Origin of the sequence: Streptomyces sp. MMG1533, from assembly GCF_001279775.1 — a bacterium.
Taxonomy (GTDB): Bacteria; Actinomycetota; Actinomycetes; order Streptomycetales; family Streptomycetaceae; genus Streptomyces.
In genome coordinates this window covers 84,781-110,103 of the sequence record NZ_LGDG01000015.1, presented here as the reverse complement: position 1 = coordinate 110,103, position 25,323 = coordinate 84,781, and the positions used below count along the sequence as shown (strand labels likewise).

Annotated in this window: 22 protein-coding genes; 7 read left to right on the top strand and 15 right to left on the bottom strand. The window is 70.6% G+C overall.

From position 1 onward, the window contains the following. Position 1 precedes the first annotated feature (1 nt). From ADK57_RS04000 to ADK57_RS03965, 8 genes are read right to left on the bottom strand one after another with little or no spacing between them, the layout of a single operon-like run. On the bottom strand, positions 2-1,561 hold the full coding sequence (locus ADK57_RS04000) for an amino acid adenylation domain-containing protein (RefSeq protein ID WP_063785921.1): 1,560 nt from the start codon (positions 1,559-1,561) through the stop codon (positions 2-4). Beyond that, the gene (locus tag ADK57_RS03995) at positions 1,561-1,803 is read right to left on the bottom strand and encodes a phosphopantetheine-binding protein (protein ID WP_053747929.1); all 243 of its coding nucleotides are present in this window, start codon (positions 1,801-1,803) and stop codon (positions 1,561-1,563) included. The genes ADK57_RS04000 and ADK57_RS03995 overlap by 1 nt, the downstream gene beginning before the upstream one ends. Further along, complete coding sequence (locus ADK57_RS03990) at positions 1,803-2,927, bottom strand: acyl-CoA dehydrogenase family protein (RefSeq protein WP_053747928.1); 1,125 nt, start codon at positions 2,925-2,927, stop codon at positions 1,803-1,805. Before ADK57_RS03990 ends, ADK57_RS03995 begins: the two co-directional genes overlap by 1 nt. Then, complete coding sequence (locus ADK57_RS03985) at positions 2,924-3,373, bottom strand: GNAT family N-acetyltransferase (RefSeq protein ID WP_053747927.1); 450 nt, start codon at positions 3,371-3,373, stop codon at positions 2,924-2,926. Before ADK57_RS03985 ends, ADK57_RS03990 begins: the two co-directional genes overlap by 4 nt. After that, positions 3,366-3,644 carry a MoaD/ThiS family protein gene (locus tag ADK57_RS03980; RefSeq protein ID WP_053747926.1) on the bottom strand — a complete coding sequence of 93 codons (279 nt, stop codon included), beginning with the start codon at positions 3,642-3,644 and terminating at the stop codon, positions 3,366-3,368. Before ADK57_RS03980 ends, ADK57_RS03985 begins: the two co-directional genes overlap by 8 nt. Positions 3,645-3,676: 32 nt before the next feature. Further along, a complete protein-coding gene (locus tag ADK57_RS03975; RefSeq protein ID WP_053747925.1) occupies positions 3,677-4,453 on the bottom strand; it encodes a hypothetical protein in 777 nt (258 codons plus the stop codon). 46 nt (positions 4,454-4,499) lie between these two features. After that, positions 4,500-5,639, bottom strand: coding sequence for a YcaO-like family protein (locus ADK57_RS03970; RefSeq protein WP_053747924.1), 1,140 nt, complete (start codon positions 5,637-5,639; stop codon positions 4,500-4,502). Beyond that, positions 5,632-6,882 (bottom strand): TfuA-like protein, encoded by a 1,251-nt coding sequence (locus tag ADK57_RS03965; RefSeq protein ID WP_053747923.1) that lies wholly within the window; start codon positions 6,880-6,882, stop codon positions 5,632-5,634. The genes ADK57_RS03970 and ADK57_RS03965 overlap by 8 nt, the downstream gene beginning before the upstream one ends. Positions 6,883-7,596: 714 nt before the next feature. On the opposite strand from ADK57_RS03965, the gene ADK57_RS03960 reads away from it, so the two are divergent. The 3 genes from ADK57_RS03960 (at position 7,597) to ADK57_RS03945 (ending at position 11,679) form a co-directional block, all read left to right on the top strand. After that, entirely contained in the window at positions 7,597-8,940 is a 1,344-nt protein-coding gene (locus tag ADK57_RS03960) for a MauE/DoxX family redox-associated membrane protein (protein ID WP_053747922.1), read from the top strand. Positions 8,941-9,204: 264 nt separating this feature from the next. Then, complete coding sequence (locus tag ADK57_RS03955) at positions 9,205-10,395, top strand: Cmx/CmrA family chloramphenicol efflux MFS transporter (RefSeq protein ID WP_053747946.1); 1,191 nt, start codon at positions 9,205-9,207, stop codon at positions 10,393-10,395. 501 nt (positions 10,396-10,896) lie between these two features. Beyond that, on the top strand, positions 10,897-11,679 hold the full coding sequence (locus ADK57_RS03945) for a serine protease (RefSeq protein WP_053747920.1): 783 nt from the start codon (positions 10,897-10,899) through the stop codon (positions 11,677-11,679). 123 nt (positions 11,680-11,802) lie between these two features. Here ADK57_RS03945 and ADK57_RS03940 read toward each other — a convergent pair whose 3' ends face one another. From ADK57_RS03940 to ADK57_RS03930, 3 genes are all read right to left on the bottom strand, one after another. After that, positions 11,803-13,176 (bottom strand): hypothetical protein, encoded by a 1,374-nt coding sequence (locus ADK57_RS03940; RefSeq protein ID WP_053747919.1) that lies wholly within the window; start codon positions 13,174-13,176, stop codon positions 11,803-11,805. A gap of 62 nt (positions 13,177-13,238) precedes the next feature. After that, a complete protein-coding gene (locus ADK57_RS03935) occupies positions 13,239-16,259 on the bottom strand; it encodes a glycoside hydrolase family 3 protein (protein ID WP_053747918.1) in 3,021 nt (1,006 codons plus the stop codon). Between the two features lie 36 nt (positions 16,260-16,295). Further along, on the bottom strand, positions 16,296-16,748 hold the full coding sequence (locus ADK57_RS03930) for an ATP-binding protein (RefSeq protein WP_053747917.1): 453 nt from the start codon (positions 16,746-16,748) through the stop codon (positions 16,296-16,298). A gap of 112 nt (positions 16,749-16,860) precedes the next feature. Here ADK57_RS03930 and ADK57_RS03925 point away from each other — a divergent pair, with 112 nt between their 5' ends. The 3 genes from ADK57_RS03925 to ADK57_RS49775 are packed head-to-tail and all read left to right on the top strand — an operon-like array spanning position 16,861 to position 18,373. After that, a complete protein-coding gene (locus ADK57_RS03925) occupies positions 16,861-17,682 on the top strand; it encodes a helix-turn-helix domain-containing protein (protein ID WP_053747916.1) in 822 nt (273 codons plus the stop codon). Continuing rightward, positions 17,679-17,867 (top strand): DUF397 domain-containing protein, encoded by a 189-nt coding sequence (locus ADK57_RS03920; RefSeq protein ID WP_053747915.1) that lies wholly within the window; start codon positions 17,679-17,681, stop codon positions 17,865-17,867. Before ADK57_RS03925 ends, ADK57_RS03920 begins: the two co-directional genes overlap by 4 nt. After that, positions 17,822-18,373, top strand: a complete 552-nt coding sequence (locus ADK57_RS49775; protein ID WP_159050007.1) for a hypothetical protein — start codon at positions 17,822-17,824, stop codon at positions 18,371-18,373. Before ADK57_RS03920 ends, ADK57_RS49775 begins: the two co-directional genes overlap by 46 nt. 1 nt (position 18,374) lies before the next feature. On the opposite strand, the gene cimA is transcribed toward ADK57_RS49775, so the two are convergent. The 3 genes from cimA to ADK57_RS03900 all read right to left on the bottom strand — a co-directional run bounded on the left by cimA (position 18,375) and on the right by ADK57_RS03900 (position 23,724). After that, complete coding sequence (gene cimA / locus ADK57_RS03910) at positions 18,375-19,979, bottom strand: citramalate synthase (protein WP_053747913.1); 1,605 nt, start codon at positions 19,977-19,979, stop codon at positions 18,375-18,377. A gap of 308 nt (positions 19,980-20,287) precedes the next feature. Further along, entirely contained in the window at positions 20,288-21,556 is a 1,269-nt protein-coding gene (locus ADK57_RS51935) for a TolB family protein (protein ID WP_078972936.1), read from the bottom strand. Positions 21,557-21,633: 77 nt separating this feature from the next. Then, on the bottom strand, positions 21,634-23,724 hold the full coding sequence (locus ADK57_RS03900) for a TolB family protein (protein ID WP_107091474.1): 2,091 nt from the start codon (positions 23,722-23,724) through the stop codon (positions 21,634-21,636). A gap of 238 nt (positions 23,725-23,962) precedes the next feature. On the opposite strand from ADK57_RS03900, the gene ADK57_RS51930 reads away from it, so the two are divergent. Beyond that, positions 23,963-24,085 carry a hypothetical protein gene (locus tag ADK57_RS51930; RefSeq protein WP_267890759.1) on the top strand — a complete coding sequence of 41 codons (123 nt, stop codon included), beginning with the start codon at positions 23,963-23,965 and terminating at the stop codon, positions 24,083-24,085. On the opposite strand, the gene ADK57_RS03895 is transcribed toward ADK57_RS51930, so the two are convergent. Next, positions 24,082-25,170, bottom strand: coding sequence for a branched-chain amino acid aminotransferase (locus ADK57_RS03895; RefSeq protein ID WP_053747911.1), 1,089 nt, complete (start codon positions 25,168-25,170; stop codon positions 24,082-24,084). The genes ADK57_RS51930 and ADK57_RS03895 overlap by 4 nt on opposite strands. Between the last annotated feature and the right edge of the window lie 153 nt (positions 25,171-25,323).

Genomic DNA, 25,323 nt, shown 5'->3' with positions numbered 1-25,323 from the left:
GTCAGCGGATGACCGTCAGGCCGGGGGTCTCACCGAGCGAGGGCCGGGCCGCCAGCTCCGCGAGGGCCTTCCGGTCGACCTTGCCGTTCGAGTTGCGGGGCAGCCCGTCCGCGACCAGCACGAGGTGCTGCGGGACCATGTAGTGCGGCAGCCGGGTGCGCAACAGCTCGGGCAGCGGCTTGACGTCGTCGGGACTGTCCGCGGTCACGAAGGCCGTGATCAGGTTGGAGAAGACGGCGTCCGGTGTCGCCACGGCGACACACTCGTGGACCGCGTCGAGGGCGCGCAGGTGCCGCTCGATCTCGCCGAGTTCGACCCGGAAACCGCGCGACTTGATCTGGGCGTCCTCGCGACCGACGAACTCCAGGTCGCCGGCCGGGTTCTCCCGGACCAGGTCGCCGCTGGCGTACCACGACCGCCCGTCGGGGGTGCGGACGAAGGCGCGGGCCGTCTGCTCGGGGTCGAGGTAGCCCTCCATCAGCATGGTGCCGCGCACCAGGAGTTGGCCGGTGCGGCCGGGCTCCGCCGGCTCCAGCTTCTCGTCCACCACGGTGATCTCGGCGCCGGGCAGCACGCGGCCGATGGGGATGACGGCGTCCGCGGGCTGCGGGCCGCGGATCTCGTGGAACGTGCAGACGTTGCTCTCGGTCGGTCCGTACACGTTGAGCAGGCGCACTGCGGGCAGGGCCGCGAACAGGGTGTTCACGTCGCCCGGTTGCAGCACCTCGCCGCCGACGACGGCCGCGCGCAGCGCCCGCAGTTCCGGCAGCAGGTCCTTGCCCCGGCGGGTGAGCCATACCAGGGTCGAGGTCACGGCGTACCAGACGGTGCCGCCGACCCGGCGGCAGAAGTCGACGTAGGCGGCGGGGAAGGGCGCCGCCGACGCCGGCATCAGGGCGACGGCGGCGCCCACCCGGGCGGCGCCGAAGAGGTGCAGCGTCGTGGGGTCGAAGTGCAGCGGCGCGGAGTTGATGACGACGTCGTACTCCGTGAGCCCGAGCTCCCGGACCGACCAGTCGACGAAGGCCGAGGCGCTCGCGTGGGTGTGCACCACGCCCTTGGGCAGGCCGGTACTGCCGGAGGTGTGGAGGACGTACGCGAGGTCCGCCAGGGGCTCGCGGGGCGCGGCGTCGGGGATCGCGCACCACAACGGGCCGGCCGCCTCGAATCCCGTGGGCACGGGCTGCCACCCGAGCCCGGGGGCGACGGTGCGCCACTGCTCGCGGGCGGCGGTGTCGGCCACCAGGGCCCGCGGGCGGCAGCGGCCGGCGATGAGCTCGGCGCGGGCGATGGGCCCGTCCGGGTCGACCGGGACATAGCCGGCACCCGACCGGAGGATTCCGTGGACGGCCGCCACCGCGAGGGACGACTTCGCCCCGTGCCAGACGACACCGTCTCCGGGCCCGACGCCCAGTCCGCACAGGGCCTCGGCGACGTGCTCGGCGATGCCGTCCAGTTCGGCGTACGTGAACGTGACGGTGCCGTCTATGACGGCGGGGCGGTCGCCGTGGCGGGCGGCGGTGGCCCTCAGGTCGTCCGCGAGCAGGTGTCCGGCAGCCATCAGCATCCCTTGGTCTTCAGGAACGCGCGGATGGCGAGCGGGCTCTCGAAGTTGGCCGGGAGGATCTCCGCGTCCCGGATGGTGACCGGGAACTCCTTCTCCAGCAACGAGACCAGGCTCAGCAGCGACAGGGAGTCGACGATCCGGTGGGCGATGAGCGGGGTGTCGTCAAAGACCTCGGCGCCCGGCGCCACCTCCCGGACCGCGGCGACCACGGCCCTGAGCACGGAGTCCTCTGCCATCACAAACCCAGCCCTTCAGCGATGATCTTCATCTGCATGTCGGATGTGCCGGAGTAGTACCGGCTGGCCACCGCGTCGGCCAGCAACGCCGTCGCGCCCGTCTCCGGCAGCAGCGCGTATCCGCCGTAGAGATCGGGCAGTTCCTGGCAGAACCGGTTGAACTCCGTGCTGACGTGCAGTTTCGTCAGGGACGACCGGCCGTGGTCGAGGGAGTTCCGGTCGGCCGCGCGCGCGGTGGCGTACAGCAGTTCCCGGGCGCTGGTCAGGCTCAGATGCATCCGCACCAGGCGCCGGCGGATCGTGTCGTACGAGCTGAGGGGCTGCCCGAACTGGCTGCGTGACCGGGTGTGGTCGAGCGCCCGGCCGAGTGCCCTGGCCATCAGCCCCAGCGTGGGCGCCAGGATGAAGGCCCGCTCGTGGCGCATCGCGTGCATGAGGACGGCGAATCCGCCGCCGGTGCCGCCGAGCCGGTCCGCGTCGTCGACCACGCAGTCGTCCAGGAGCAGTGAGCCGAGCTGCGCGCCCTCCAGGCCGGTCTTCTCGATCACCTTGCCGGGCCGCAGTCCCGGGGTGCCCCGGGGGACCAGAAAGGCGGTGAGGCCGGAGAGGGCGCTGCCCTCGGCGGTGCGGGCGAGGATCAGGAAGACGTCGGCGGACGGGCCGTTGGTGACGAAGGTCTTGGAGCCGTCCAGACGCCACCGGCCCTCGCCGTCCCGCTCCGCGCGGGTGCGCAGGGACAGCAGGTCCGAGCCCGAGTCGTACTCGGTTGCGGCGAAGGCGCCGACGGCCGTCCCCGAGGTGAGCGGCGTCAGGTACCTGGCGTGCTGGGCCTCGCTGCCGAACTCGAGGATCGGTTCCTGGCACGCCCACATCTGGGCGGCCATGGAGAAGGGCAGACCGCTCAGCCCGCTCTCCTCGGCGAACGCCTCCAGGGCCAGGCAGGCGGCCTCGTAGCCGGCGCCGGCGCCGCCCGCGGTCTCCGGAACGGCCAGGGACAACAGTCCCTGGGCGCCCGCCTCGCGCCAGGCGGTCGACTCGTCCGGGCACTTGCCGGCCCAGGCCCGCAGCCCGGCCAGCCAGTCCGCGAACTCCGCGCCATGTGCGGCTGCTTGATGAGTCGTCATGTCCGTACGCCGCCCTCCTGGACGGGCCACTTGAAGGCCCGGTGGGATTCGGAGAGACCGAACTCCACGAAGCTGGAGGGCCGTTGGCCCAGTGGGGCCAGGGCCAGCAGCTCCGCCTCGGTGCCGACGGCGCGGCTCGCGGCCAGCCAGTCGAAGATGTCCTCGGCGATTCCCGCGCCCCGCAGGCTCGGCCGGAGCTTGATCTCGTGGAGCATCAGCCGGCCCCGGCCTCCGGGCCGCAGCCGGCCGAGGGCGGTGACCGCGAAGGCGGCGACGACCCGGCCGTCCCACTCGGCGACGTAGTGCGTGGTGCCGGGTGCGGTACGCCGGTCCGCCAGCCGGGCGGCGAACTCCTGGACGTCGCCGAATCCGTAGAGCTCCCGGATGCCCGCGGCGTCGTCGACCGCGGCCGGGCGGATCGTCCGCCGTGGTCGCGAACTAGCCACCGGCCACCGCCGACATGATCATCACGGTGCTGCGCGGCGCCACCGCGACGTCCGGCGAGCCCAGGTCGCGGATGTTGTCCTCGCCGACGTAGACGCTGACGAAGGGAAGAAGCGCCCCGGAGCTGTCCGCCACGCGCAGACGCAGCGCCGGATGACGCTCGTACACCTCGTCGATGACCTCCTGGAAGGTGCCGGCGGGCACATGGAACCTGGTCTCGCCGTCGGCGAACCGGGCGAGCGGTGTCGAGAGGATGACCTCTACGTCGGACACTGCGTACTCCTCACGCTGATCCGGTGCTGTCGTCATTCGGAGGTGCTCACAGCCGTGGCGGATTGCCGGTCCCGATAGGTCTCCCAGCGGTGGATCGCTGCCTGGAGCTGGGAGTCGTAGTCGGCGTCCTTGATGAACCCGTGGCCCCGGCCGTCCCGGAGCATGGCGGCCCGGGCGCTCTCGTGGCCCCCCAGGCCCCGCATGATCGGGCGCAGGTGCTCCAGCGCGAAGTAGGAGTCCTTCTCCGACATCAGCGCGTGCAGACAGCGGCCGCTGCCGGGTGCCGCCCAGTCCTCGATGATGTCGGTCATGGTCTCGGGTGCGGCCATGCCGGGCAGCCCGGTGAACGGCGCGGCCTCGCGTTCCCACTGCGGCAGGACGGTGGGGTCGTTGTGCGGCGAGACGACGAAGGCGAGGTCGTCCCCGCCGGCCCGCATGCAGTGCTTGAGCGCGGCGTAACCGCCGGAAGACAGGCCGTGCCAGACGGTGCCCCTGAGCCCGTGCCGCTCCAGCAGGGCGGCGCGCAGCTCGTACATCCTCGGTACGAACTCCTCCTCGCCCAGCAGGAACCAGCCGCAGCACGAGTCGGGGGTGAAGCGGTGGATGGGGTCGGAGAAGGACAGGCACACGGACTCGGCCGCCTGTTTCCACTGCTTGCGCGCGAAGACCGGCGGCACGTGCTTCTCGATGCGGCTGAAGCCGTGGAAGAGGATGTGCAGATAGGGGCTGGTGACGGCCTCGGGCTCGGTCACCTCGTACTCGAGGACATAGCCTTCCGAGTGCGGGAAACTGCCCCGTCGGATCTTCACTGGTGAACCTCGCATCACTGGTCGGGCGCGGCAAGGGCGGTGGCGTTCAAGGGGAGAGCGTGCGTCCCTCCGCGTAGCGGAGCCCGGGGCAGACCACCCGCACGACGCTGAACGGCTCGGACGGTTCGGACAGCCGGACCACGAGCGGGGCATGGCCGGTGGCGTCCGCCACCCTCCGTACGACAGCGGCCAGTTCCTGCTCCATGTCCTCGTGGTCGCCACCGTGGCCACGCAGGGCGTCGGCGATGTCCGCCCCGTCGGCGTGCGGGTGGAAGCCGGGATCCGTACTGGCGTCCCTGGCGGTGTCCTGGTCCGAAGGGATGTCGTCCCGGGTCGCGCTGATCTCGGTCAGCCGGCTCTGCACGGCTTCGGCCAGCGCACGGGACAGGGCGACGTCCGGGTCCGTGTGGGTGCCCGAACCGGCGCACACGATGGGGAAGAGCGGGGACCAGACGAACGCGGCGAACGTCGGTGTCCGGAACCGGTTCGGAATGCAGGTGATCTCGAACTGGACGCCCGCGTCCGCGAGTTGGCGGACCAGGGCGCGCAGGTGTCCGTCCCGGAGCGTCGCCGGGTTCACCCGGATGCGCCCCGGGCCGGTGCGGGACGGGTGGGCCGCCAGCACATCGCGTTCGACCGCCTCGTAGATCCCGTGGAGGCATGCCTCGGTGAAGGTGTTGCCGGAGGCGAGCCCGGTGCTGCTGGTCCGGAAGAGTCGGGGACGCCAGAAGTGCTCTCCGCTGTAGGAGAGCCGGACGAGGTCGAGCGGAACCGGCACGGGCCGGTCGTCGACGAGTGACCGTGCCCCCACCCACGGCAGCTGGAGCTCCTTGATCCAGTCGTCCGTCGTACGGAGGTTCAGATCGGTCAGGGCGTACGGCAGGTCGAGGTCGCCGGCCGCCGCGACGAAGCCCTCGGCCGGCGGCCGTTCGGCGTGCCACAGCTCGACGGACTCCATCACCGCGGAGAGCTTCGCGAGGATCGGCGAGGCGCCCTTGCCCTGCGAGACGGCGAGGGTCTCGGAGTCGGGCCGTACGGCCAGGAACACCGGGATGCCGATGTTGTCCAGCCGGGTGACCTCGGCGACCCGGGTGATGCCGTAGCGGCGCAGCCGGGGCTCCAGCCGTGCCCAGGTGGTCTCCGGGGGCACCGCGCGGTGCGTGCCCGGCAGCCGGACCTTAGACATGGCCGCGCCCCCCGCTCGTGTGCGCCTCCTGGAGGCCGGACAGGTAACCGATGGCGAAGGGGCGCAGCGCCCGGGCTGCCTGGTGCAGCGAGGGGAGCCCCCGCCTGCCGCACTCCGCGGTCAGTTCCTCGCCGGCCCCGACGCCCCAGATCCGCGCGAGCAGCCGGGTGCAGACGGCTTCCCCGATCTGACCGAGGCTGCGGCCCGGGTGGGCGTCCAGGTGCCGCCGGGTCCGTGCCAGCCAGTCGGCGACCCGGTCGCGGTCCTGTGCGGACTCGCGCCGCAGCAGCAGTCCGGCCGCGCGCGGATCGGCCAGGTCGGGAAGCGGGCACAGCACGGCGGTGACCCGGCTCCGCAGCCGGGGGTCGTCGAGCCACTGGGCGGCCGCGGGGCCGAGGTGCCGCAGTACGTGCCCGCGGAACCCGTCCGGGGCCGCCGGACGGACCGGGTCCGACGAGCCGTGCAGGTAGTCCCACCAGACGTCGGGGAATCCCGGGTCGAAGATCTGCTGGTAGGCGAGCCGGTGGTGCAGGTCGGGAGCCGCGGTCGCGAACCTGTTGCGCCAGCGGCGGTGGTACTCGGTGCGCCAGTCCCGGTCGCCGGGAGCCGCCGGGGACTGCGCGGCGGGCGCGGCGGTGCCTGGTCGCCCGGCCCGTGCACCGTCGCGTCGCCCGGTCCGTGCACCTTCGTGCCGCTCTTCCCGTGAACCGTCGTGTCGCTTTTCCCGTGCCCCGGTGTCGAGTTGCCCGGCGAGGGCGAGGGCTTCGAGGGCGTCGGTCTGCTTCTGGTCGAGGGCGCCGGGGTCGGCGGCGACCTGCTCGCCGTACCAGTCGGCGAAGGCGGACTCGCCGCACTCCCTGGCGACGGCGAGAACACGTTCCGAGGTGCGCAGCGGGTAGTACTCGCGCTCCAGCCGGGCCATCAGGGTCCGGCTCGCCTCCTGCCGCAGGACTCCCGCGTCGCAGGCGGCCAGGACGGCCCCGTAGGCGTTGACCAGAGGGACGTTGATGCCGGCCGGTGAGCCGGTCTCGCTGTGCGCGACGCTCACCGCGTCGTCCCCGTCGAAGACGCCCGTGCGGTACCAGTGGTAGACGCGGCCGACGCCGATCATGCCGAACCGGTCGAGTTCGGCGGCGCGCAGGGCGCCGATGCTGGCCGCTCCGAGGACCGTGATCCCCCGCTCCAGGGCGTCGAGGATCTCCTTGTGCCGCAGGGCCAGGCGATGGTGGTAGATCCCGTCCACGATGACGGCGACGTCCCCTGCGCGGAGCGCGCCCGGGAAGAGGTCGCCGTGCCGGACAGGGCTGTGCAGAACGAATTCCGGGTGTTTCTTTCTTACGAGAGGTTCAGGGCACGACGGCCCGACATACACATGAACCGCCATGCCCTTCCCCCTGTTCAACGGCGTGCCGGTCGAACCAATTCAGCCGGTTCAATCAACACGAACCGGGTGATGCGATGCGTCAGTCGCGGACTTCGCTGTCGGTGATGATCAGCGGGCTGTCCGCGAACAGACCCTCGAAGTCCTCACCGGTGAGCTCCTCGACGTCACTGGCCGTCTCGACAATGACCTCAGCCATGGATTTCTCCCAATCGCTATTTGAGGGAAGTGCCAGCACCTCTTGGCGCCGACTGCACGCTACATCCGCTCCCGCTCGCCCCAGGGAGGGGCATTAACCAACGTTGAAAGTCCTTTACCTGGGAAGAGAATATCGACCAGCTTCCCTTGGGTCGGAATTTGCCATTCCGCGGTCAACCAAGAGCGTCAACCATCCGGCAGTTCCAACAAAACTGCAGGTCAGAGACGTTACCGGCGGGTTCCTTCGGGCCTTCCGACACATATGCCGAAGATGCCTGCCCACCACTGGCGAGGCGCTCTTGACGCCTTGCAAAGCCGTGTGCAGGATCCCGAAGGAGGGCATCGAAGTCATGACACGTAATCCACGGGGGAACCGGAATGACTTTCCAGACCACGCCCATGACCCTGGTCGTGGCCGGTCTTCTCTTTCACCAGGTCAACAGACACTGGGAGTACGGCTTCTCGGGCATCGGGCACCATTTCGCCCCGGTATTCGGTATACGACTGCCCCGCCCAGCGGTGATTTTCGGCCAAGTGGCGGCTCTTCCCCTGGCCCTGCTGACGTCCGTCACCGTCACCTCCCTCGCCGGACGCGCCACAGCCGTCGCCCTTGCGTTTTACTGGATGCTTTCGACACACCGGCGGCTTTCGGACCATTCCTGGCTCGGCGCGGTGGTGGCGGCGGTAATGGCGTTCACCCCGGTGGGCCTCCACCCTTTTGTCGCACGGGATTTCCTCGCCGGCGTCTATCTGACCGCGGCGGCACTGAAGGTCAATGACGAGTACCTGTTCACCGAGCGGAGTGCGGGACGGCTCGTCACCGCGCACTACTTCCGCCTGCTCAAGGTGCCGATCCACCCCGGGCTGCTGCGGACCGTGCCGGCGGCGGTGATCGTCGCCGAGTTCACCGCCGGCGTCCTGCTCATCGTGCCCGGCGGGGAGCGTTGGAGCCTGTGGCTCGCGATCCTGATGCATCTGGCCTTCGGAGTCTCGGGAAACTTCCCCTTCTCGGTGGTGGCCATGACGCTGTGGGTCACGGCGTTCTCCCCCGCCGGCCGGATCGAGCTCTCCGGCAACCCGTCGGCCGTCTGGCTCGCGGCACTGCTCACCGGGCTGCCGGCCCTGGCCACCGGACGGACGGCCACCGGCCGCCGGTCCCGCAGCTGGCTGGTCAAGGACGCCTACCAGGGCGCGGTCTACGGTGCCCTGTGCGCGGTCGCCGTGCTGTCCCGGAGCCACGGCCCGGCCCCTGCCGACGGGCAGGTCACACTCGTCCACGCCATGGTCGCCCTGGCGTTCACGGTGAACTTCCTCCTGGTCGTGACCGGGATGAAGCTCGAATGGGCCTTCGCCATGTTCACCAGCCTCCGTCCCTTCGGCCGCTCCTGGCTGGAACGTCACCGACTGCGGGACTGGCCGCGCTACTACGCGCTGACCCTCCCCGCGCGGATCCCGAAGTCACTGCTGCGCGAGATCGATCCCGGGTTCGTCTACCTGGCGACCCGGGCGGAGAACGTCGTCCACGAGGGCGTGGTCTACCACTTGGAGGCCGCGGCGAGGAAACACGGCGTCTCCTTCGCTCCGAAGGCGATGACGGTCGACCCTCTCGTCCGCGAACTGGTCCCCGCCCCCGCGGACCCGCCCGCGCCCGCACCACGACGCCGCCTCCTCTCCTATCCGGCCATCGCACCGAGGAGCCTGGACCGGCACTATCTCGTCTGAGGACGATCTCGTCCGAGGACGGCGATCGCTGCGTCGGCGCCCTCACCCTCTCCCCCGCCGCCTGGACCTCATTTATCGGTCGCGTCGTCGGCTGACGCCGCGTAGCCTGCCTCCGTGTCCAGCCCCGAAGCCTCCAGACTCCGGCCACCGGCTCTCCGGTGGCTGTTCGTGATGTCGGGCTGATGTCGGGCTGACGCCGCCACCGGACCGCCGGGTCGTCGTGTCGTGTACGACTTCTTCGACTTCGGGGTGCGGAGTTCCTTCATGCCGTTTGCTCTTTTTCTGCTGGGCGTTGCCGTGTTCGCCCAGGGGACGTCCGAGTTCATGCTGTCCGGGCTGGTGCCGGACATCGCCCGGGATCTGGGCGTGTCCGTTCCTGCCGCGGGGGCGCTGACCTCTGCCTTTGCCGTGGGGATGGTGGTCGGGGCGCCCCTGCTGCCCGGGCTCGCCCGGCGCTGGTCACGGCGGGGTGCGCTGCTCGGGTTTCTCGTCGTCTTTCTCGGCGTGCATGTCGTCGGTGCGGTGACCGACAGTTTCGGGGTGCTGCTCGCCACGCGGGTCGTGGGCGCGCTGGCCAACGCCGGGTTTCTGGCGGTGGCCCTGGTGACCGCCGTCGGGATGGTCGCGCCGGACGCCAAGGGGCGGGCCGCTTCCATGCTGTTGGGCGGGGTCACGCTCGCCTGCGTGGTCGGGGTGCCCGCGGGGGCGCTGCTCGGTCAACTCTGGGGCTGGCGTTCGGCGTTCTGGGCGGTGGCCGTGGTGTCCCTGACAGCCGTGCCGGCCGTGGCTCGCTCGGTACCGGCCGGGGCCGACAACTCCGCCCGCCCTGCGCTGCGGTGCGAGGTGCGGGCCCTGCGCAGCCCCCGTCTGCTGGTTGTCCTGCTGCTCGGCGCGCTGGTGAACGGGGCCACCTTCTGCACCTTCACCTATCTCGCCCCCCTCACCACCGACGTCACCGGGCTGGGCGGCGGTTGGGTGCCGGTCGTGCTCGCCCTGTTCGGGCTCGGCGCGTTCGTCGGGGTCCGGCTCGGGGGGCGGTTCGCCGACCGGCGGCCCGGGTTGCCGGTGGGGGCCGGTGGTCTCGCGCTGTGCGCCGGGTGGATCGGATTCGCGTTCTGGGCCGGCGAGCCGGCCGTCGCGCTCGGGCTCGTCCTCGTGCAGGGCGCGCTGTCCTTCGGCGTCGGATCCACACTGATCTCCCAGGTGCTCTACGCGGCGCCCGGCGCCCCCACCCTGGCCGGCGGCTTCGCGACGGCGGCCTTCAACGTGGGTGCCGCGTGCGGCCCTTGGCTCGGCGGTACGGCGATCGATGCCGGGTTCGGCTACCGGTCGCCCCTGTGGGTCAGCGCCGCCCTCGTCGCCCTGGCCCTGGTCATGGCGGGCGGTGCCCGAGTGGGGTCCCGGACGAAACGGGGTGCGCAGGAGGGTCGTACCTCCGCATCATGGTCCGCATGACTGTCGCTCCCCGATCGCGCCCCGAGTGGGTCACCGTCGCCTCGTACGAGAACGCCGCGGGGCGTCCGCACCCCGCTGCCGCGCTCCGCGCCTGACTGCGGGACCGCGGGATCGACTGGATGCCGTTCGTGGTGGACGAGCTGCGGTTCGATCTGAAGTGCGGGCGGGGTGCCGACGGGCGGTGGTGGGGGTGGATCAGCGTCGACGTGGAGGCCGAGGCGCTTCGACGGCTCGGCCTCCATCCGAGTCAGGCGTCCTCGGTCGTCGACGGACCCTCGCCGCCCGGGTGGTGGCACGCGGCCGGTGAGCGCTACGCGCGTGGCCGAATCGCACCCCTTGTGCCGGCGCTCACAGCGTTCTCATAATCCAGCAACAGATTTGACCTGCCCATGCCAGCAAATGGGCGATTCTTTGTTGCCGATGATGACATGCGCACGTCAATTCTGCGTTTCGTTGCGTGTCGCACGGTCCCCAGGTCCACCCCCCACGGAAGGCATCACGTTGAAGAGACTTCTCACGGCACTCAAGAGATGCGCGGCCGTCGGTGCCGCCGCCCTCGCGATCGCCAGCCTTCAGCCCGTCTCGGCGGCCAACGCCGCCCCCGCCCCCGTCGTCGGCGGAACCCGCGCCGCGCAGGGCGAGTTCCCGTTCATGGTCCGGCTCTCGATGGGCTGCGGCGGTGCGCTCTACACCCAGCAGATCGTGCTCACCGCCGCGCACTGCGTGGGCGCGACCGGCAACAACACCAGCATCACCGCCACCGCCGGCGTCGTGGACCTCCAGTCCACCACCGGCCGGGTCCAGGTCAAGTCCACCAAGGTGTACCGGGCCCCCGGCTACAACGGCACCGGCAAGGACTGGGCGCTCATCAAGCTCGCCACGCCCATCAACCTGCCGACGCTGAAGATCGCCACGACGACCGCGTACAACACCGGCACCTTCACGGTCGCCGGCTGGGGCTCCGCCAGCGAGGGCGGCGCCCAGCAGCGCTACATGCTGAAGGCCAACGTGCCGTTCGTCAGTGACGCCACGTGTCGTTCCTACAGCGGCTACAGCGGCCTCGTCGCCGCCGAGGAGATCTGCGCCGGCTACGCCTCCGGCGGCGTCGACACCTGCCAGGGCGACTCCGGCGGCCCGATGTTCCGCCGCGACAGCGCCAACGCGTGGATCCAGGTCGGCATCGTCAGCTGGGGCATAGGCTGCGCCCGGCCCAACGCGCCGGGCGTCTACAGCGAGGTCTCCACCTTCGCCTCCGCGATCGCCTCGGCCGCGTCCACACTGTGACGCGCATCTGACCCCGTAAGACCTTCACGGGCCCGGCGCTGTCCCGCGCCGGGCCCGTGCCCGTGCCCGCTGTCCCGCGCCGTGCCCGTGCCCGTGCCCGTGACCACAAGCGCGGGGCGTACGTCAGAACCCGCCGCCGAAGTCCCCGCCGCCCCCGCCGAAGTCGCCTCCGCCGTAGTCCCCACCGCCGAAGCCGCCGCTGAAGTCGTCGCTGTTGAAGTCCGCGCCGGAGGTGTCGCCGCCCTCGTAGCCGCCGCCGAAGTCGCCGTAACCGGAGCCGTAGTCGGACGCGTAGGCCGGGCCCGCCATCATGCTGCCGAGCATCGTGCCGATGAGGAGGCCGGGCAGGATGCCGCCGCCGAAGTAGCCGCCGGCCCAGGGACCGTAGGCGGGGCCCGCGTCCCAGTACGGGCGGCGGCCCCGTTCGGTGTCGACCTCGCGGATCACCGGGTCGCGGCCGTCGGCCAGGCGGGTGCGGTCCGCCGCGCAGACCGGGACCTCGCGCGGGGCGCCGTCCACCGGCGTCCAGGTCTCGTCGGCGACCGACGGGCCGTGGCGCGGGTCGAAGAAGCAGGGTGCACGGCGTTCGGGAAGCGGACTGCCCGCGCGGCGGGCGGCAAGTACGGCGAGCGAGAAGCGGCCGTCCTCGATGGACTGGGTGACGGCCCGGACGTCCTCGGGCTTCCCCGCCTGAGCCATGTACGTCTTCGCCTTCTCGTAGGCGTCCAGCGCGTGCTCGTAGTCCTCGCGCATGGCGTCGTCCGCGCCCGGCTCCCCGGGGTGGAAGTCGAGACGGTCCAGTTCCTCGCCGAAGGCGGTGATGTCCTCGTCGACCACGACCCGCAGCTTCTCCAGCGCGGCCCGCTGCTCCTGCTCGTGCCGGCGCCGGTTGCGCCGCACGAGCGCGTACGCCCCACCGCCACCGGCCACCAGGACCGCGCCGGCGGTGATCAGCCCGGCGGTGGACACACCGCCGCCGCTGTCGGAGGAGCCCCAGGAGGAGGGGGCCGAGCCGCCCATGTTGGCCAGGGCCCGGTCCGTGAAGTCGTCCAGCTGGGTCTTGGCGTCCTTCTCGGCCTCGACGCTGCTGACGAGGTTCTGCACGGCGGCGGGCGACAGGACCGAGGAGTCGGCCCGGGCGTCGAAGCGGTCGCCGAGGCGGATCGCGTACAGGCCCGTGATCCCGGTCGCCGTGCGCAGGTCGGTGAAGAGCTTGTCCGTCGGCTGATCGGCCGGCAGCACCGCCACGAACAGGGCCTTGTCCGCGTCCTTGATCTGCTCGGCCAGCGCGTCGGCGTCGGCGGACGACAGCAGGTCGGAGGCGGCCGGGTCGACGTAGACCGGGTCCTCGCGCAGGGCCTCGGCGATCGTCGAGACGCCGGTGGCCGCGGAGGCGCTCGGGACGCCCGCCGTCAGGACGGTCAGAGCCGTCAGGACGGCGAGCGCCAGTGCGGTCAGCAGTCCGGCGAAGCTTCGGGTCGTTAGTGCGACCTTCATACTTCGAAGCTACCCGAAAGCCAACAAAAAAGGGTCATTCAGACGATCGGGAACGCGGCCGCTCAGGCCGCCGCCCGATACGCCGCCGTCAGCTTCTCCACCGCCTCTGCGTACCGCCCGGTCAGCAACAGATGGTCCGCGTCGGCGAAGGGCTTCGCGACCGCCGCCGTGATGCCCTGGCCCGCCTTCTGCTGGACGATCAGCCGCGCCTTGCCGACGAGCACGCGGCCCGCCTCGTCGGCACCGGACCCCTCGGCGGCCCTGGCCGCGATGCCGAGTGCCTTCAGGGCGCTCGCGCCGCCCTCCGGCACCCTGCTCAGCGTCGTCAGGCCCCAGCCGTACGGGTACTGCGGGTCGTACGCCGTGTCGCCGACGTTGATCGGCAGCTGCGCCTGAGACTTCGGCCAGGTCACCGGCAGCTGTCCGGTGAAGGGCCGCCTGCCGTACAGGACGTCGGCCACGCCGTCGCCCTCCGTGCCCGGCAGCCAGGAGGCGACCAGTGCGTCGATGTCACCGAGCCGGTCGCCGATGATCTGGGGGCGCCCGGAGACGATCAGCACCGCGCACCTCATCGCGGCGCACACCTTGTCGACGGCCGCCCGGTCGGCGGCGGACAGCCGGAGATCATGGCCGTTGCCGACGTCGCCCATGCCCTCGGCGTACGGCGTCTCGCCGACGACGACCACACCGACGTCGTGGCCGCCCGTCGGTGCCGAGGCGTCCTTGGAGTAGGTGACGTCACCGCCCGCCTTCCGCATCCCTTCCAGGATGGTCGTGCCGGGGGTGATGTCACCGGAGGCGCCCTGCCAGGTGACGGTCCAGCCGCCGGTCTGGTTGCCGATGTCGTCGGCGTTGGAGCCGGCGACGTACACCTTCTGGCTCTTCCTCAGCGGCAGTACGCCCCCGGAGTTCTTCAGCAGCACCTGCGACTCGGCGACCGCCTTGCGGGCGACGGCCCGGTGCCCGGCGGAGCCGATCCCGGACGCGCCGCTCGTGTCGGCGTACGGCTTCTCGAAGAGCCCGAGCTCGAACTTCTGCGTGAGGATGCGCGACACGGCGTCGTCGATCCGCCGCTCGCCGATGCGGCCCGCCTCGACCTCGTCGAGGAGCGTGGCGTGGAAGTCCTGGTACGCGTACGGGACCATGATCATGTCGAGGCCGGCGTTGATCGACGTCCGGACGTCGGAGGCGTAGTCGCCCGGGAGTTGGTCGATGGCCGCCCAGTCGCTGATGACGAAGCCGTCGAAGCCCATACGGCCCTTCAGGACGCCGTTCAGCATGTCGGCTCTGGCGTGCATCTTCACCGGACCCTGGCCGTCGCCCGCGATGTCGAGCGAGGAGTAGGACGGCATGACCGTGCCGACTCCTCGGTCGACGGCCGTCTCGTACGGCGCCAGGTGGACTGCTTCCAGCTGCTGCCGGGTGACCTTGGTGATGCCCTGGTCGATGGTGTACGTGCCGGTCGTGGACGAGCCGTACTCGGTGCCGCCGTCGCCGACGAAGTGCTTGGCGGTGGCGAGGACCTTGTCGTCGTCCTTGAGGTCCGTGCCGTCACGGGCTCCCTGGAGGCCCTGGATGACGGTCTCCATCTGCTCGACCAGCGCCGGGTCCTCGCCGAACGCCTCGTAGGAACGGCCCCAGCGCTCGTCGCGGGTGACGCACAGGCAGGGGGCGAAGTCCCAGGGGATGCCGGTGGCGCGGACCTCGGCGGCTGTGACGGAGCCGGTCTGCTGGGCGAGTCGGGGATTCCGGGTGGCCCCGACGCCGATGTTGTGCGGCATGATCGTCGCACCGACCAGGTTGTTGTGGCCGTGTACCGCGTCGACACCGTAGATCAGCGGGATCTGGAAGCGGGTCGCCTGTGCGCGGAGCTGGAACGCGTCGATCATCTTCGCCCACGCCTCGGCGGTGTTGGGCGTCGGTGTCGAGCCGCCGCCGGAGAGGAGCGAGCCGAGGTGGTACGCGGCGATGTCACCTGGGGCGGTGATCGCTCCGCGCTCCGCCTGGGTCATCTGGCCGGCCTTCTCCTGCGGGGACATGCGGGAGAGGAGGTCCGCGACGCGCTTCTTCACCGGCAACTTGGCGTTCAGGTACGGCAGTCCGTGGGCGTCGACCACGATCTGCGGGGTCTCGGCCGGGGGCTTGGCGCCGGTGACAGTCAGTTTGAGCGGGATCGTCTCGGCGGACTCGGCCGACCTGTCCTTGAGGGTGCGGACCTGGAGGGTGCGGGAGGTGCCGGAGGCGGTGCCCGCGGGGAAGGTGAACTCGCCCTTCAGGGGTGCGAAGTCGCTGCCCGAGGCGGTGCCGGTCGTGGTCGTCTCGTAGGCGACGGTGACGGGCTCGTCGATCGGAGCGGAACCGGTGGTGCCGACGGTGAGCCGGACGTCGGCCGTGCCCCCCTCCTTCACCGGATGAACGGCGGCATCGGTCGTCACGCTCGCGCGCAGGGACTGGTCGGCCTTGCCGTACAGCTCGACGCCGTCCATGGCGAAGTCGCCCTTGACGCCAACGGGGAGGGTGACGGCGTACCCCCAGGTCTCGGTCAGGCCGAGGATCTGGTCGATGCCGCCGACGGGCTGGTAGTCCGTGCGGTACGCGAAGTCGGCGAAGGGGATCTCGATCTGTTTCCAGCCGCTGAAGTCGTCCGTGAAGGACGTCGTCCAGAGTTCGGAGGCCTCGCCGTTGGCGCCGCCGTCCTTGAGTTCGAAGGCGATCTTCTTGCCGCTGTCGTCGCCCTCCCACCAGAAGCGGACGCCCTTGTGGGCGGACCAGTCGTGGGCGGGCTCGGCGAAGGCGAAGTCGTGGGTGAAGCCGCCGTAGCCGCTGATGTCGTAGGTGCCGGCGAGCACCTTGTCGCCCTCGGGGGCGTCGGCACGTGCGGTCAGCCGGAGGGCGGGCGGGTCGTCGGTGTCGCTTCCCCAGGTGAAGATGCCTTCGGCGGGCGGACTCGCGAAGGGGACTTCGCCTTCGAAGCGGTCGATGGGGACGGGGGCGGGGTCGTCGGCGGCGGACGCTTGCGCCGATGCGAGCGGCAGCAGTCCGGTCAGCAGGGTGGCGGAGGCGAGCAGGGCGGTTCTTCGCATGGAGCTTCCCCTTGGCTCTCGTGGTCCACTCATGACTTACTTCACGCCGTGAGTGAACTGGTGGCCCAGAGAGCCGTCAAGGCACCCGGCAACCCTGAACTCGCACCAGACGACTTTGCCCTGATCCCGTTCCCCCACACCCCACTTGTCCGCCAACGCGGCCACGAGGAGCAGACCTCGGCCGTGTTCCGATTCCGGGTCGGCGTCCGGGGCGCGGACCTCACCCGGGCCGCTGTCGTGGACCTCCACACGGAGGACTTCGTCGGTGGTGAGGAACAGGCCGAGACGAAAGCGGCGGTTCGGCGGTACGCCGTGCAGGAGCGCGTTGGTGGCGAGTTCGCTCACACAGAGCAGCACGTCCTCGCTCCGCCGGGTCACACCCCAGTCGGCGAGGGTGAGGCGGGTGAAGTCCCGGGCCACGCCCACCGATCTGCGGTCTCGGGGGTAGAGGGCGGTGCGGGCGAGGAGGAGTTGAGGTGGGGCGTTCATGGGGCGACTGTCACAGGGAGTCACTACTATGGGGCAGTGGGTGAGGTCGTAGTTCTGATTGCTACGGCATCGCTACGAGGAGTTCGTGTGGCGACGGGGGAAAGGGACAGCCATGCACACGGCCAAGAAGCCCAGGAAGGTCAGTTCATGGCGTGCGGTCGGGGCGCTGCTGGCGCACTGCCGGAGGAAGGCCCGCCTCACCCAGGAGAGACTCGCGGAGCTGGCGAACATCAGCGTGGACACGGTGGGGTCGATCGAGCAGGGACGGCTGGCACTCCAGCCGGACCGCGCGGATCAGTTCGACGAACTGCTGGGCACCGGTGGGGTGTTGGCCGTGCTCGTGGAGCAGATGCCGGTGCGGGAGAAGGTGGTGCAGTTCGCGCAGTCGCTGGTGGATCACGAGCAGGAGGCGGTGAGCTTCCTGTCGTACGAGACTCAGGTGGTTCCGGGGTTGCTTCAGACGCGGGAGTACTGTCGCGCCGTCGTCGACTATAGGTATCCCGCGCTGGGCAGTGAGACCGTCGACCAGTGGGTGGAATCCCGCATGGAACGGCAGTTGGTCTGGCAGCGGGCCCGACCACCCGTGGGCCACTTCGTCGTCGAGGAGAGCATCCTGCGACGAGAGGTCGGCGCACCGGATGTGATGCGGAACCAGATCAGGCAGATCCTGGACTACACCAAGCCCATCCACATGAGCTTCCAGATCATGCCGATGAACCGGACACCGCATGCGTGCCTCGACGGTCCCATGGTGTTGCTGGAAACGCCGGACTACGAACGCCTCGTGTACCTCGAAGTACAGCGCGCCAGCTTCCTCGTCGACGATCCCGACGAGGTCAGCGACTATCACCACAAGTATGGAATGCTGCGGTCACAGGCCCTCTCACCCGACGAGAGCGTGCGCCTCTTGCAGGGATTGCTAGGAGACCGATGAGCACCGCACTTCAGTGGATCAAGTCCAGCTACAGCGGCAGCGAAGGCGGCAACTGCATCGAGGTCGCCACCCAGCCTTCCGCCATCCACGTCCGCGACTCCAAGCACACCGGCCCCGTCGTCACCATGGCCCCCGCCGCGTGGTCCGCCTTCCTCGGTCTCGCGCGGCGGGACGTGCGCGAGTAGGGCCGCGCAGGGCCGACGGGGGGTACGCGTGGGCGAGTGAGCCCGAGAAGGAGTTCTACCAACGAGCCGTTCGTGCCTGTCTCGCTGAGGGACGGCCGAGCCCGGCCGCGCATCTGGGAGTCGCCCGCGACCATCCGCAAGCGGCGGACCAACTACGCGACGCGCTGGTCCTCTTCGTCACGTACGAGGCCACCGGTATCTCGGACGAGTCACGTCGGCTCGTCGACGAGGCCACCGCCTACGTGTATCTCTGCCTCACCCTGCTGGACGTCTTCGGCAGACTCGACGACAACGGTCGCCTGGCGGCGGCGACACGGACCCCCGACGGACACCTCGAACTGCTCGCCGAGGCCCGTCAGGAGCTGGCCGTGTCGCCCTACAGCGCTCGTGTCGTCATCGACGACGTCCGCCGGGCCTGGCAGTTGGAGCGGTTGTCCACCCCTGGGCCGAGTCCGGTCGTGGTGATCCCTCCGCCGCGCGGCACGTCGTCCACGGCGGCCCCGTGACCTACTCGGCCGGTGCCACGCCCGCCCGCAGCAGCCCATACGTGTAAGCGTCCTCCAGGGCCTGCCACGACGCCGCGATGACGTTCTTGGCGACGCCCACCGTCGACCACTCCCCCGCCCCGTCGGACGTGGAGATCAGGACGCGGGTCGTGGACTGGGTGCCGTGGACGCCTTCGAGGATGCGGACCTTGTAGTCGACGAGGTCGAGCTTGGCGAGCTGGGGGTAGATCTTCTCCAACGCCACCCTGAGCGCGCGGTCGAGGGCGTTGACCGGGCCGTTGCCCTCCGCCGTGGCGACGATGCGCTCGCCCTTGGCGTAGAGCTTGACCGTGGCCTCGTTGGCGTGGGTGCCGTCGGGGCGGTCCTCGACGATCGCTCGCCAGGACTCGACCTCGAAGTACTTGAGGGGCTTGCCCTCGACCTCGGTGCGGAGCAGCAGCTCGAAGGACGCGTCGGCCGCCTCGTACGTGTAGCCCTTGAGCTCACGCTCCTTCACCCGCTCGACCACCCGGCCGACCAGCTCGCGGTCGCCGCCGAGGTCGATGCCGAGTTCCTTGCCCTTGAGCTCGATGGACGCGCGGCCCGCCATGTCGGAGACCAGCATCCGCATGGTGTTGCCGACCTGCTCGGGGTCGATGTGCTGGTAGAGGTCGGGGTCGACCTTGATGGCGGAGGCGTGCAGGCCGGCCTTGTGAGCGAAGGCCGAGACACCGACGTAGGGCTGGTGGGTGGAGGGGGTGAGGTTCACGACCTCGGCGATCGCGTGCGAGATGCGTGTCATCTCGCGCAGCTTGCCGTCGGGCAGGACCTTCTTGCCGTACTTGAGCTCCAGGGCCGCCACGACCGGGAACAGGTTGGCGTTGCCGACCCGCTCGCCGTAGCCGTTCGCCGTGCACTGCACGTGGGTCGCGCCCGCGTCCACCGCGGCCAGCGTGTTCGCCACCGCGCAACCCGTGTCGTCCTGGGTGTGGATGCCGAGGCGGGCGCCGGTGTCCGCGAGAACCGTGGAGACGACCGCCTGGATCTGCGCGGGGAGCATGCCGCCGTTGGTGTCGCAGAGGATGACCACGTCGGCGCCGGCCTCGGACGCCGCCCGTACGACCGCCTTCGCGTACTCCGGGTTTCCGCGGTAGCCGTCGAAGAAGTGCTCGCAGTCGACGAAGACGCGGCGGCCCTGCCCCTTCAGGTGGGACACCGTGTCGCGGACCATCTCCAGGTTCTCGTCCAGCGTGGTACGCAGGGCGAGCTCGACATGCCGGTCGTGCGACTTGGCGACCAGGGTGATCACCTCGGCGCCCGAGTCCAGGAGCGCCTTGACCTGGGGGTCCTCGGCGGCCTTGGCGCCGGCCCGGCGGGTGGCGCCGAAGGCGACCAGCTGGGCGTGCTTGAAGTCGATCTCCTGGCGCGCGCGGGCGAAGAACTCGGTGTCCCTCGGGTTGGCGCCGGGCCAGCCGCCCTCGATGAAGCCCACGCCGAAGTCGTCCAGGTGCCGTGCGATGGCCAGCTTGTCCGCGACGGTCAGGTTGATGCCCTCGCGCTGCGCGCCGTCGCGCAGGGTGGTGTCGAAGACGTGGAACGAATCGTCGAGTTCGCTGGGTTCGGTCATGATGTCAAGGCTCCTGTGTCGGATCTCGGTCTGTACCGGAATGACCGGCTCCACCGTCCCCACATGGTCCCTCGCGCTCTCGCCTCCGGCTGCGGGTGGGCCAGAAATGCGAAAAACCTCTCGCGGGTGCGAGAGGTCTGCGCGCGGGTCGAGGACGACGGTGTCCGCCCGTACCTGGTCGTACGTGGCGGTCACTGCGGACCGGCGCGCCTGCTGCCAATAATCATGGCGAACGAGAGCACGGAGGCAGTCTGGCACAGACCGCCCCCGCGCTCACCGTCCGTCTCAGGATGCGAGCACTCGGTTGATCACCGCAGGTGGCGGACGAAGACGTGCGTGGTGTCGTAGGTGTCACCGGGCACCAGGTCGGCGGCACTGCTGCTGAAGGCGACCTGGCGGCCGTGCCGGTCGATCACCGGGAAGGACACCCCGTAGGAGCCGCTCGGCCCGCCCTGCACCGAGGGGCTGGCGAGCACCGTGCGTCCGGTCCGCAGATCGCGCACGTACGCCTGGCGTGCGCGGTTCGGGTCGGCAGGGTCGGACGAACCGAACACGAGGTACCGGCTGTCGGCGCTGAGCCGGGGATAGGCGGTGGAGGCGGCCGGGTCGGCGGCGTCGATCCGCCGCAGCTTCCCCGTCTTCAGGTCACGGAGGAAGGCGTTGTGCCCGTTGTTGGTGTCGCCCGGGGTCAGCTGGGAGTCGAGCGAGTTGAAGACCGCGTACCGGCCGTCGGCACTGACCTGCGGGAACTCGGTCTGCCCGTCGGAGACCTTGCCGTCCGGTGCCTTGTCGGCCTGGAACAGCTCGCCGCTCGGCACATCACGGACGTAGGCGTCGCTCCAGTCGCCCCGGGTGGGGTACGGGACGAAGAACTGGTAGCCGACCCGGCTGCCGTCGGCGCTGATGGACGGGCGGGTGGCGGCGGACTTCCAGGCGCCCTCGCCTGGCACCTGGCTGATGCGGACGGTCTCGCCGGTGACGCGGTCGACGCGGTAGACCCGGCTCGACCTGTCCCCCGGCGGCCCTTCGAAGCTCGTGTGCAGGGCGACGAGGGCGACATAGCGGCCGTCGGCGCTGAGAGCAGGGCCGGCGGCGGCCTCGTAGCCCGTGTCGAAGGAGTCGTCGATCCGCTGGACGGCGCCGTTCTTCAGGTCCTTGACCCAGATGTGGTTGTCGGCGGTGTTGTAGGTGGGGTTGGAGGTGAACGCCAGATACCGGCCATCGGCGCTCAGGGAGACGTCCAGGACGTGACCGTCCCACGGGCCGCCGTCCTCCGCGGTGCTCGCCAGGCGGGTGGTGCCGGTCTTCAGGTCGCGTACGAAGGCGTCGGCGGTGCCGTTGGTGTCGCCCGCGACAAGGTTGTCGGCGTCGGAGACGAAGGCCAGGTAACGGCCGTTCGCGCTCAGACTCGGTCCGCCGGAGGCGCCGTTGCCGTCCGTGCCGTCCGGGGCCACGCTCGCCTTCTCCGTGTGCGGGGCCCTGGGTGCGGCGCTCGCCGCGGATCCGGTGAGCGCCATGGCGGCCGTGGCCGCGGCGACGGTGGCCGCCAAGGCGGCGCGGTGCTTCTTCGTGCGCATGGTTGTTCCCCCGTTGTTGCCGTGCATGGTCATTCCCCCGTGTTGCCGTGCATGGTCATTCCCGTGGTCGTTCGTTGTCATTGCACTGTCCGCAGGAAGACGTCCGCCACCCCGTTGGTGTCTCCCTCCACCAGATCGGGTGACGCCGACTCGAACGCGACGGTCGTGCCGTCGGTGTTCACGGAGGGGTGCCGGGCCGGGAGGTCGTTGCGGCCGCCCCAGCGGTCGACGCTGATCAACTGCCGCTTTCCGGTGGCGAGTTCGAGCAGGTACACGGAACGGCCCGAGGTGTACGCGACATGCGTGCCGTCCCCGGAGAGCGAGGGCTGCGCGCCCTTGACCCGGGTCGTGGTCCCGGTGTCGAGGTCGCGGACGTGGACGTCCCGGCCCTGCTGGAAGGCGACCTTGCGGCCGTCCGCGCTGAGAGAGGGGGCCGTGCAGCCGCTGCCGGCCTTCTCCAGGGCGCCGGTGTCCAGGTCGCGGACGTAGATGTCGCCGTCCTGTTCGAAGGCGATGTACCGGCCGCCGTAGTTGATCGACGGGTTGCCCGCCGACTTGCCCGAGGGCTCGCTGACCACGTCGGTCGTGCCGCCGTTGAACTTGAAGCGGTAGACGCGGGCTTGAGGGTGCGGGTCGGCGTCGGTGGCGGGCAGGGTGGCGGCGTAGGTGATCCACTGGCAGGTGGGGTCCACGCTGGGCTGTCCCATCCAGGTGAAGCGGACGCCCTGATAGGAGCGAAGGCCGGTCAGCTTGCCGACCGCGCGGTTGCGGATGTTGACCTCCGGGCCTCCGTCGGATGCGAGCGGGGCCACGTAGCCGACCTCGCGTCCGCTGTAGCAGGGAGTGCCCTCGTGCGAGGGGCCCTGTGCAGGGGAGTTGACCTGGGAGAGGCCGCCGGCCGCGTTGACGAACACGTTCGTGTCGTTCGGGTCGTCGGTCCCCTGCGAGGTGAAGGCGACGACCTTGTCCTCCCCCATCACCGGGTCGTAGGACGCCCCGGGACGTTGCTGCCCGTCCGACGTCATGCTGATCCGTTCGGTGACGGACGGCATCGGGTCCGGGTTCTCCCGGAGCTCGCCCGAGAAGACGAACACGTCCGGCTCCCCGTTGGTGTCGCCCGCCACCAGGTGGGACGCCCTCGAACCGAACGCCACCGCACGCCCCTTGGCAGCCAGCATCTCCGATCCCAACTGGGCGTCCGCCGGGAGAACCGCCCCGCGCCGGCCCGTCCGCAGGTCGCGCACCCGCACGCCGTCCTCGCCCGCGACGACGGAGTACCGGCCGTCCGCCGTGGCGGAGAAAGGCCGCCCCTCGGCCACGCGCCGCGACTCGCCCGTGCGGAGGTCGTGGACGTACACGCCGCTCTCGGCATCGAGGAGGACGCGGCGGCCGTCCGCCGTGATGCGGATCAGTGTGGCCTGGCCGAGGCCCGTGTCGGCCTGGATCCGCTCGCCCGTCGTCCGGTCCTTGACGAAGACGTCGTCCGGGTCCTCCTCGGTGGGCCCCGGGACCTGGTAGGCGACCCGCTCGCCGTCGCCACTCACCGAGGCCCCGCGCTTCGAGCCCTCCTCGGCCGGTGAGATCAGTTCGTCGGTGCCGGTGGCCGTGTCGCGGACGTACAGGAGCCGAGAGCCCTGTGGGCCGTTGCGGTTGCCGATGGTGTACGCGACGTGCGTGCCGTCCGGGCTGATCGACTGCACGCCGCCCAACTCGTTGGAACCGGGCGGGTTCTCGGGCCACAGCCGCTCCGAGCGGCCGGTGGCTCTGTCGTACAGGTACGGGGCCGGGAACCGGATGCCCGCGGAATAGGCGATACGGCTCCCGTCGGCGCTCGGCATCGGCGAGCCGTACGTGTAGCCGCTGCCGAGGTCGATCCTGGCGATCCCGCCGGTGGCCAGGTCCTTCACCAGCAGGCACGGGAAGAAGTTCGCGCAGCCGAAGCTCGGCGCGGTGGACGTGAACGCGATATGCCGGCCGTCGGCGCTGATCGCGGCGCCGTCGGACGGCCCGTCGGCCTGGGTGCCGTCGGCGGCGGTGCTGACCCGTTCGACGCTCGGTGTGTGCGGTGCGTGCGGTGCCGCGGCGGCACTCGGAACGGCGGCTCCGGCGAGCGCGAGCAACAGCACCGCACCTAAAGAGCCTCTGGACACATGTACGACTCTGGACATGTTCCCCCCTGTGGTCCCCATGGACGCTTCACCCCGCCCCCGCGCCCGCCTGCCTGCCTGCCGGCCCGCCTGCCTGCCGGCCCGCCGGCCCGCCGGCAGGGCCAAGGGCTCCCTTCGAGGCAAACGCACCATCGACTACCGGGTCAATCGGCCTTATTGCGTACAACCCGGGCGGGAGGTCACACGTCCGCGAGGAGGCTCTCGTCCGGGAACTCCCGTACGTGGCCGAGAATCATCCATGCCGACGGGCCGCGAGCGCCCGAGGGCCGCCGCGGACGCGGAGTCCGGGGCGGCCCTGAGCGAAGCGGTGGAGAAAGAACTGGACGCGGTGGAGAACCAGCCGCGTACTGCCGAGAACTAGCCGAGCTTGTGCATCCAGCCGTGCTTGTCCTCCGTGGCGCCCCGCTGGATGCCGAGCAGGGCCTCGCGCAGGCGCAGGGTGACCGGGCCGGGGTTGCCGTCGCCGTGGGTCCAGGCGGCGTCCTTGGTCTTGGCGTGGCCGATGGGGGTGACCACGGCGGCGGTGCCGCAGGCGAAGACCTCGGTCAGGGCGCCGGAGGCGGCGTCCTCGCGCCACTGCCGGAGGGTGACGACACCTTCCTCCGCGGTGTAACCGAGGTCGCGGGCGACCTGGAGGAGGGAGTCACGGGTGATGCCCTCGAGGATCGAGCCGGTCAGCTCGGGGGTGACGATCCGGTCGCCGTAGACGAAGGCGATGTTCATGCTGCCGGACTCCTCGACCTTGGTGCGGGTCACCGCGTCGAGGTAGACGACCTGGTCGCAGCCGTTCTTGGCGGCCTCGGCCTGCGGGAGCAGGGAGGCCGCGTAGTTGCCGCCCGTCTTGGCGTCGCCGGTGCCGCCGGGGACGGCACGGACGTAGTCCTCGGAGACCCAGATGGTGACCGGCTTGACGCCGCCGGCGAAGTAGGCGCCGGACGGGGAGGCGATCAGCATGAACAGGTACTCGTTCGCCGGGTGCACGCCGAGCGCGGCCTCCGTCGCGAACATGAACGGACGCAGATAGAGGGACTCCTCGCCGCCGTGCGGCGGAACCCAGTCGCCGTCCTGGGCGAGCAGCGCGTCGAGTGCCTCGATGAACAGCTCCTCCGGCAGCTCGGCCATGGCCATGCGGCGGGCGGAGTTGCGGAAGCGCCGCGCGTTGGCCTCCGGGCGGAAGACCGCGACCGAGCCGTCGGCCTGGCGGTACGCCTTCAGGCCCTCGAAGATCTCCTGGCCGTAGTGGAGCACGTGGGTGGAGGGGTCGAGGGAGATCGGCCCGTACGGGACGAGCTGCGCGTCGTGCCAGCCGCGGCCCTCGGTCCACTTGATCGTCACCATGTGGTCGGTGAAGTGGCGGCCGAACCCGGGGTTGGCCAGGATCGCGTCGCGTTCGGCGGCGGAGAGCGGGCTGGCGGAGGGCTTGAGCTCGATCGTGGGCGTCGTCATGAGTGGTTGTCCTTCACCGGTCGGATAGTGACGGGCCGCGCTCACGCCCGTACTGCCAGTGGCCAGTGCTAGGACGTCCGAGCATTCCCTCATTCCGCGGCTCCGCGTTCGATTATCGCGCGACGGAGGCCGTGGACGAAAACAGCGTGAATG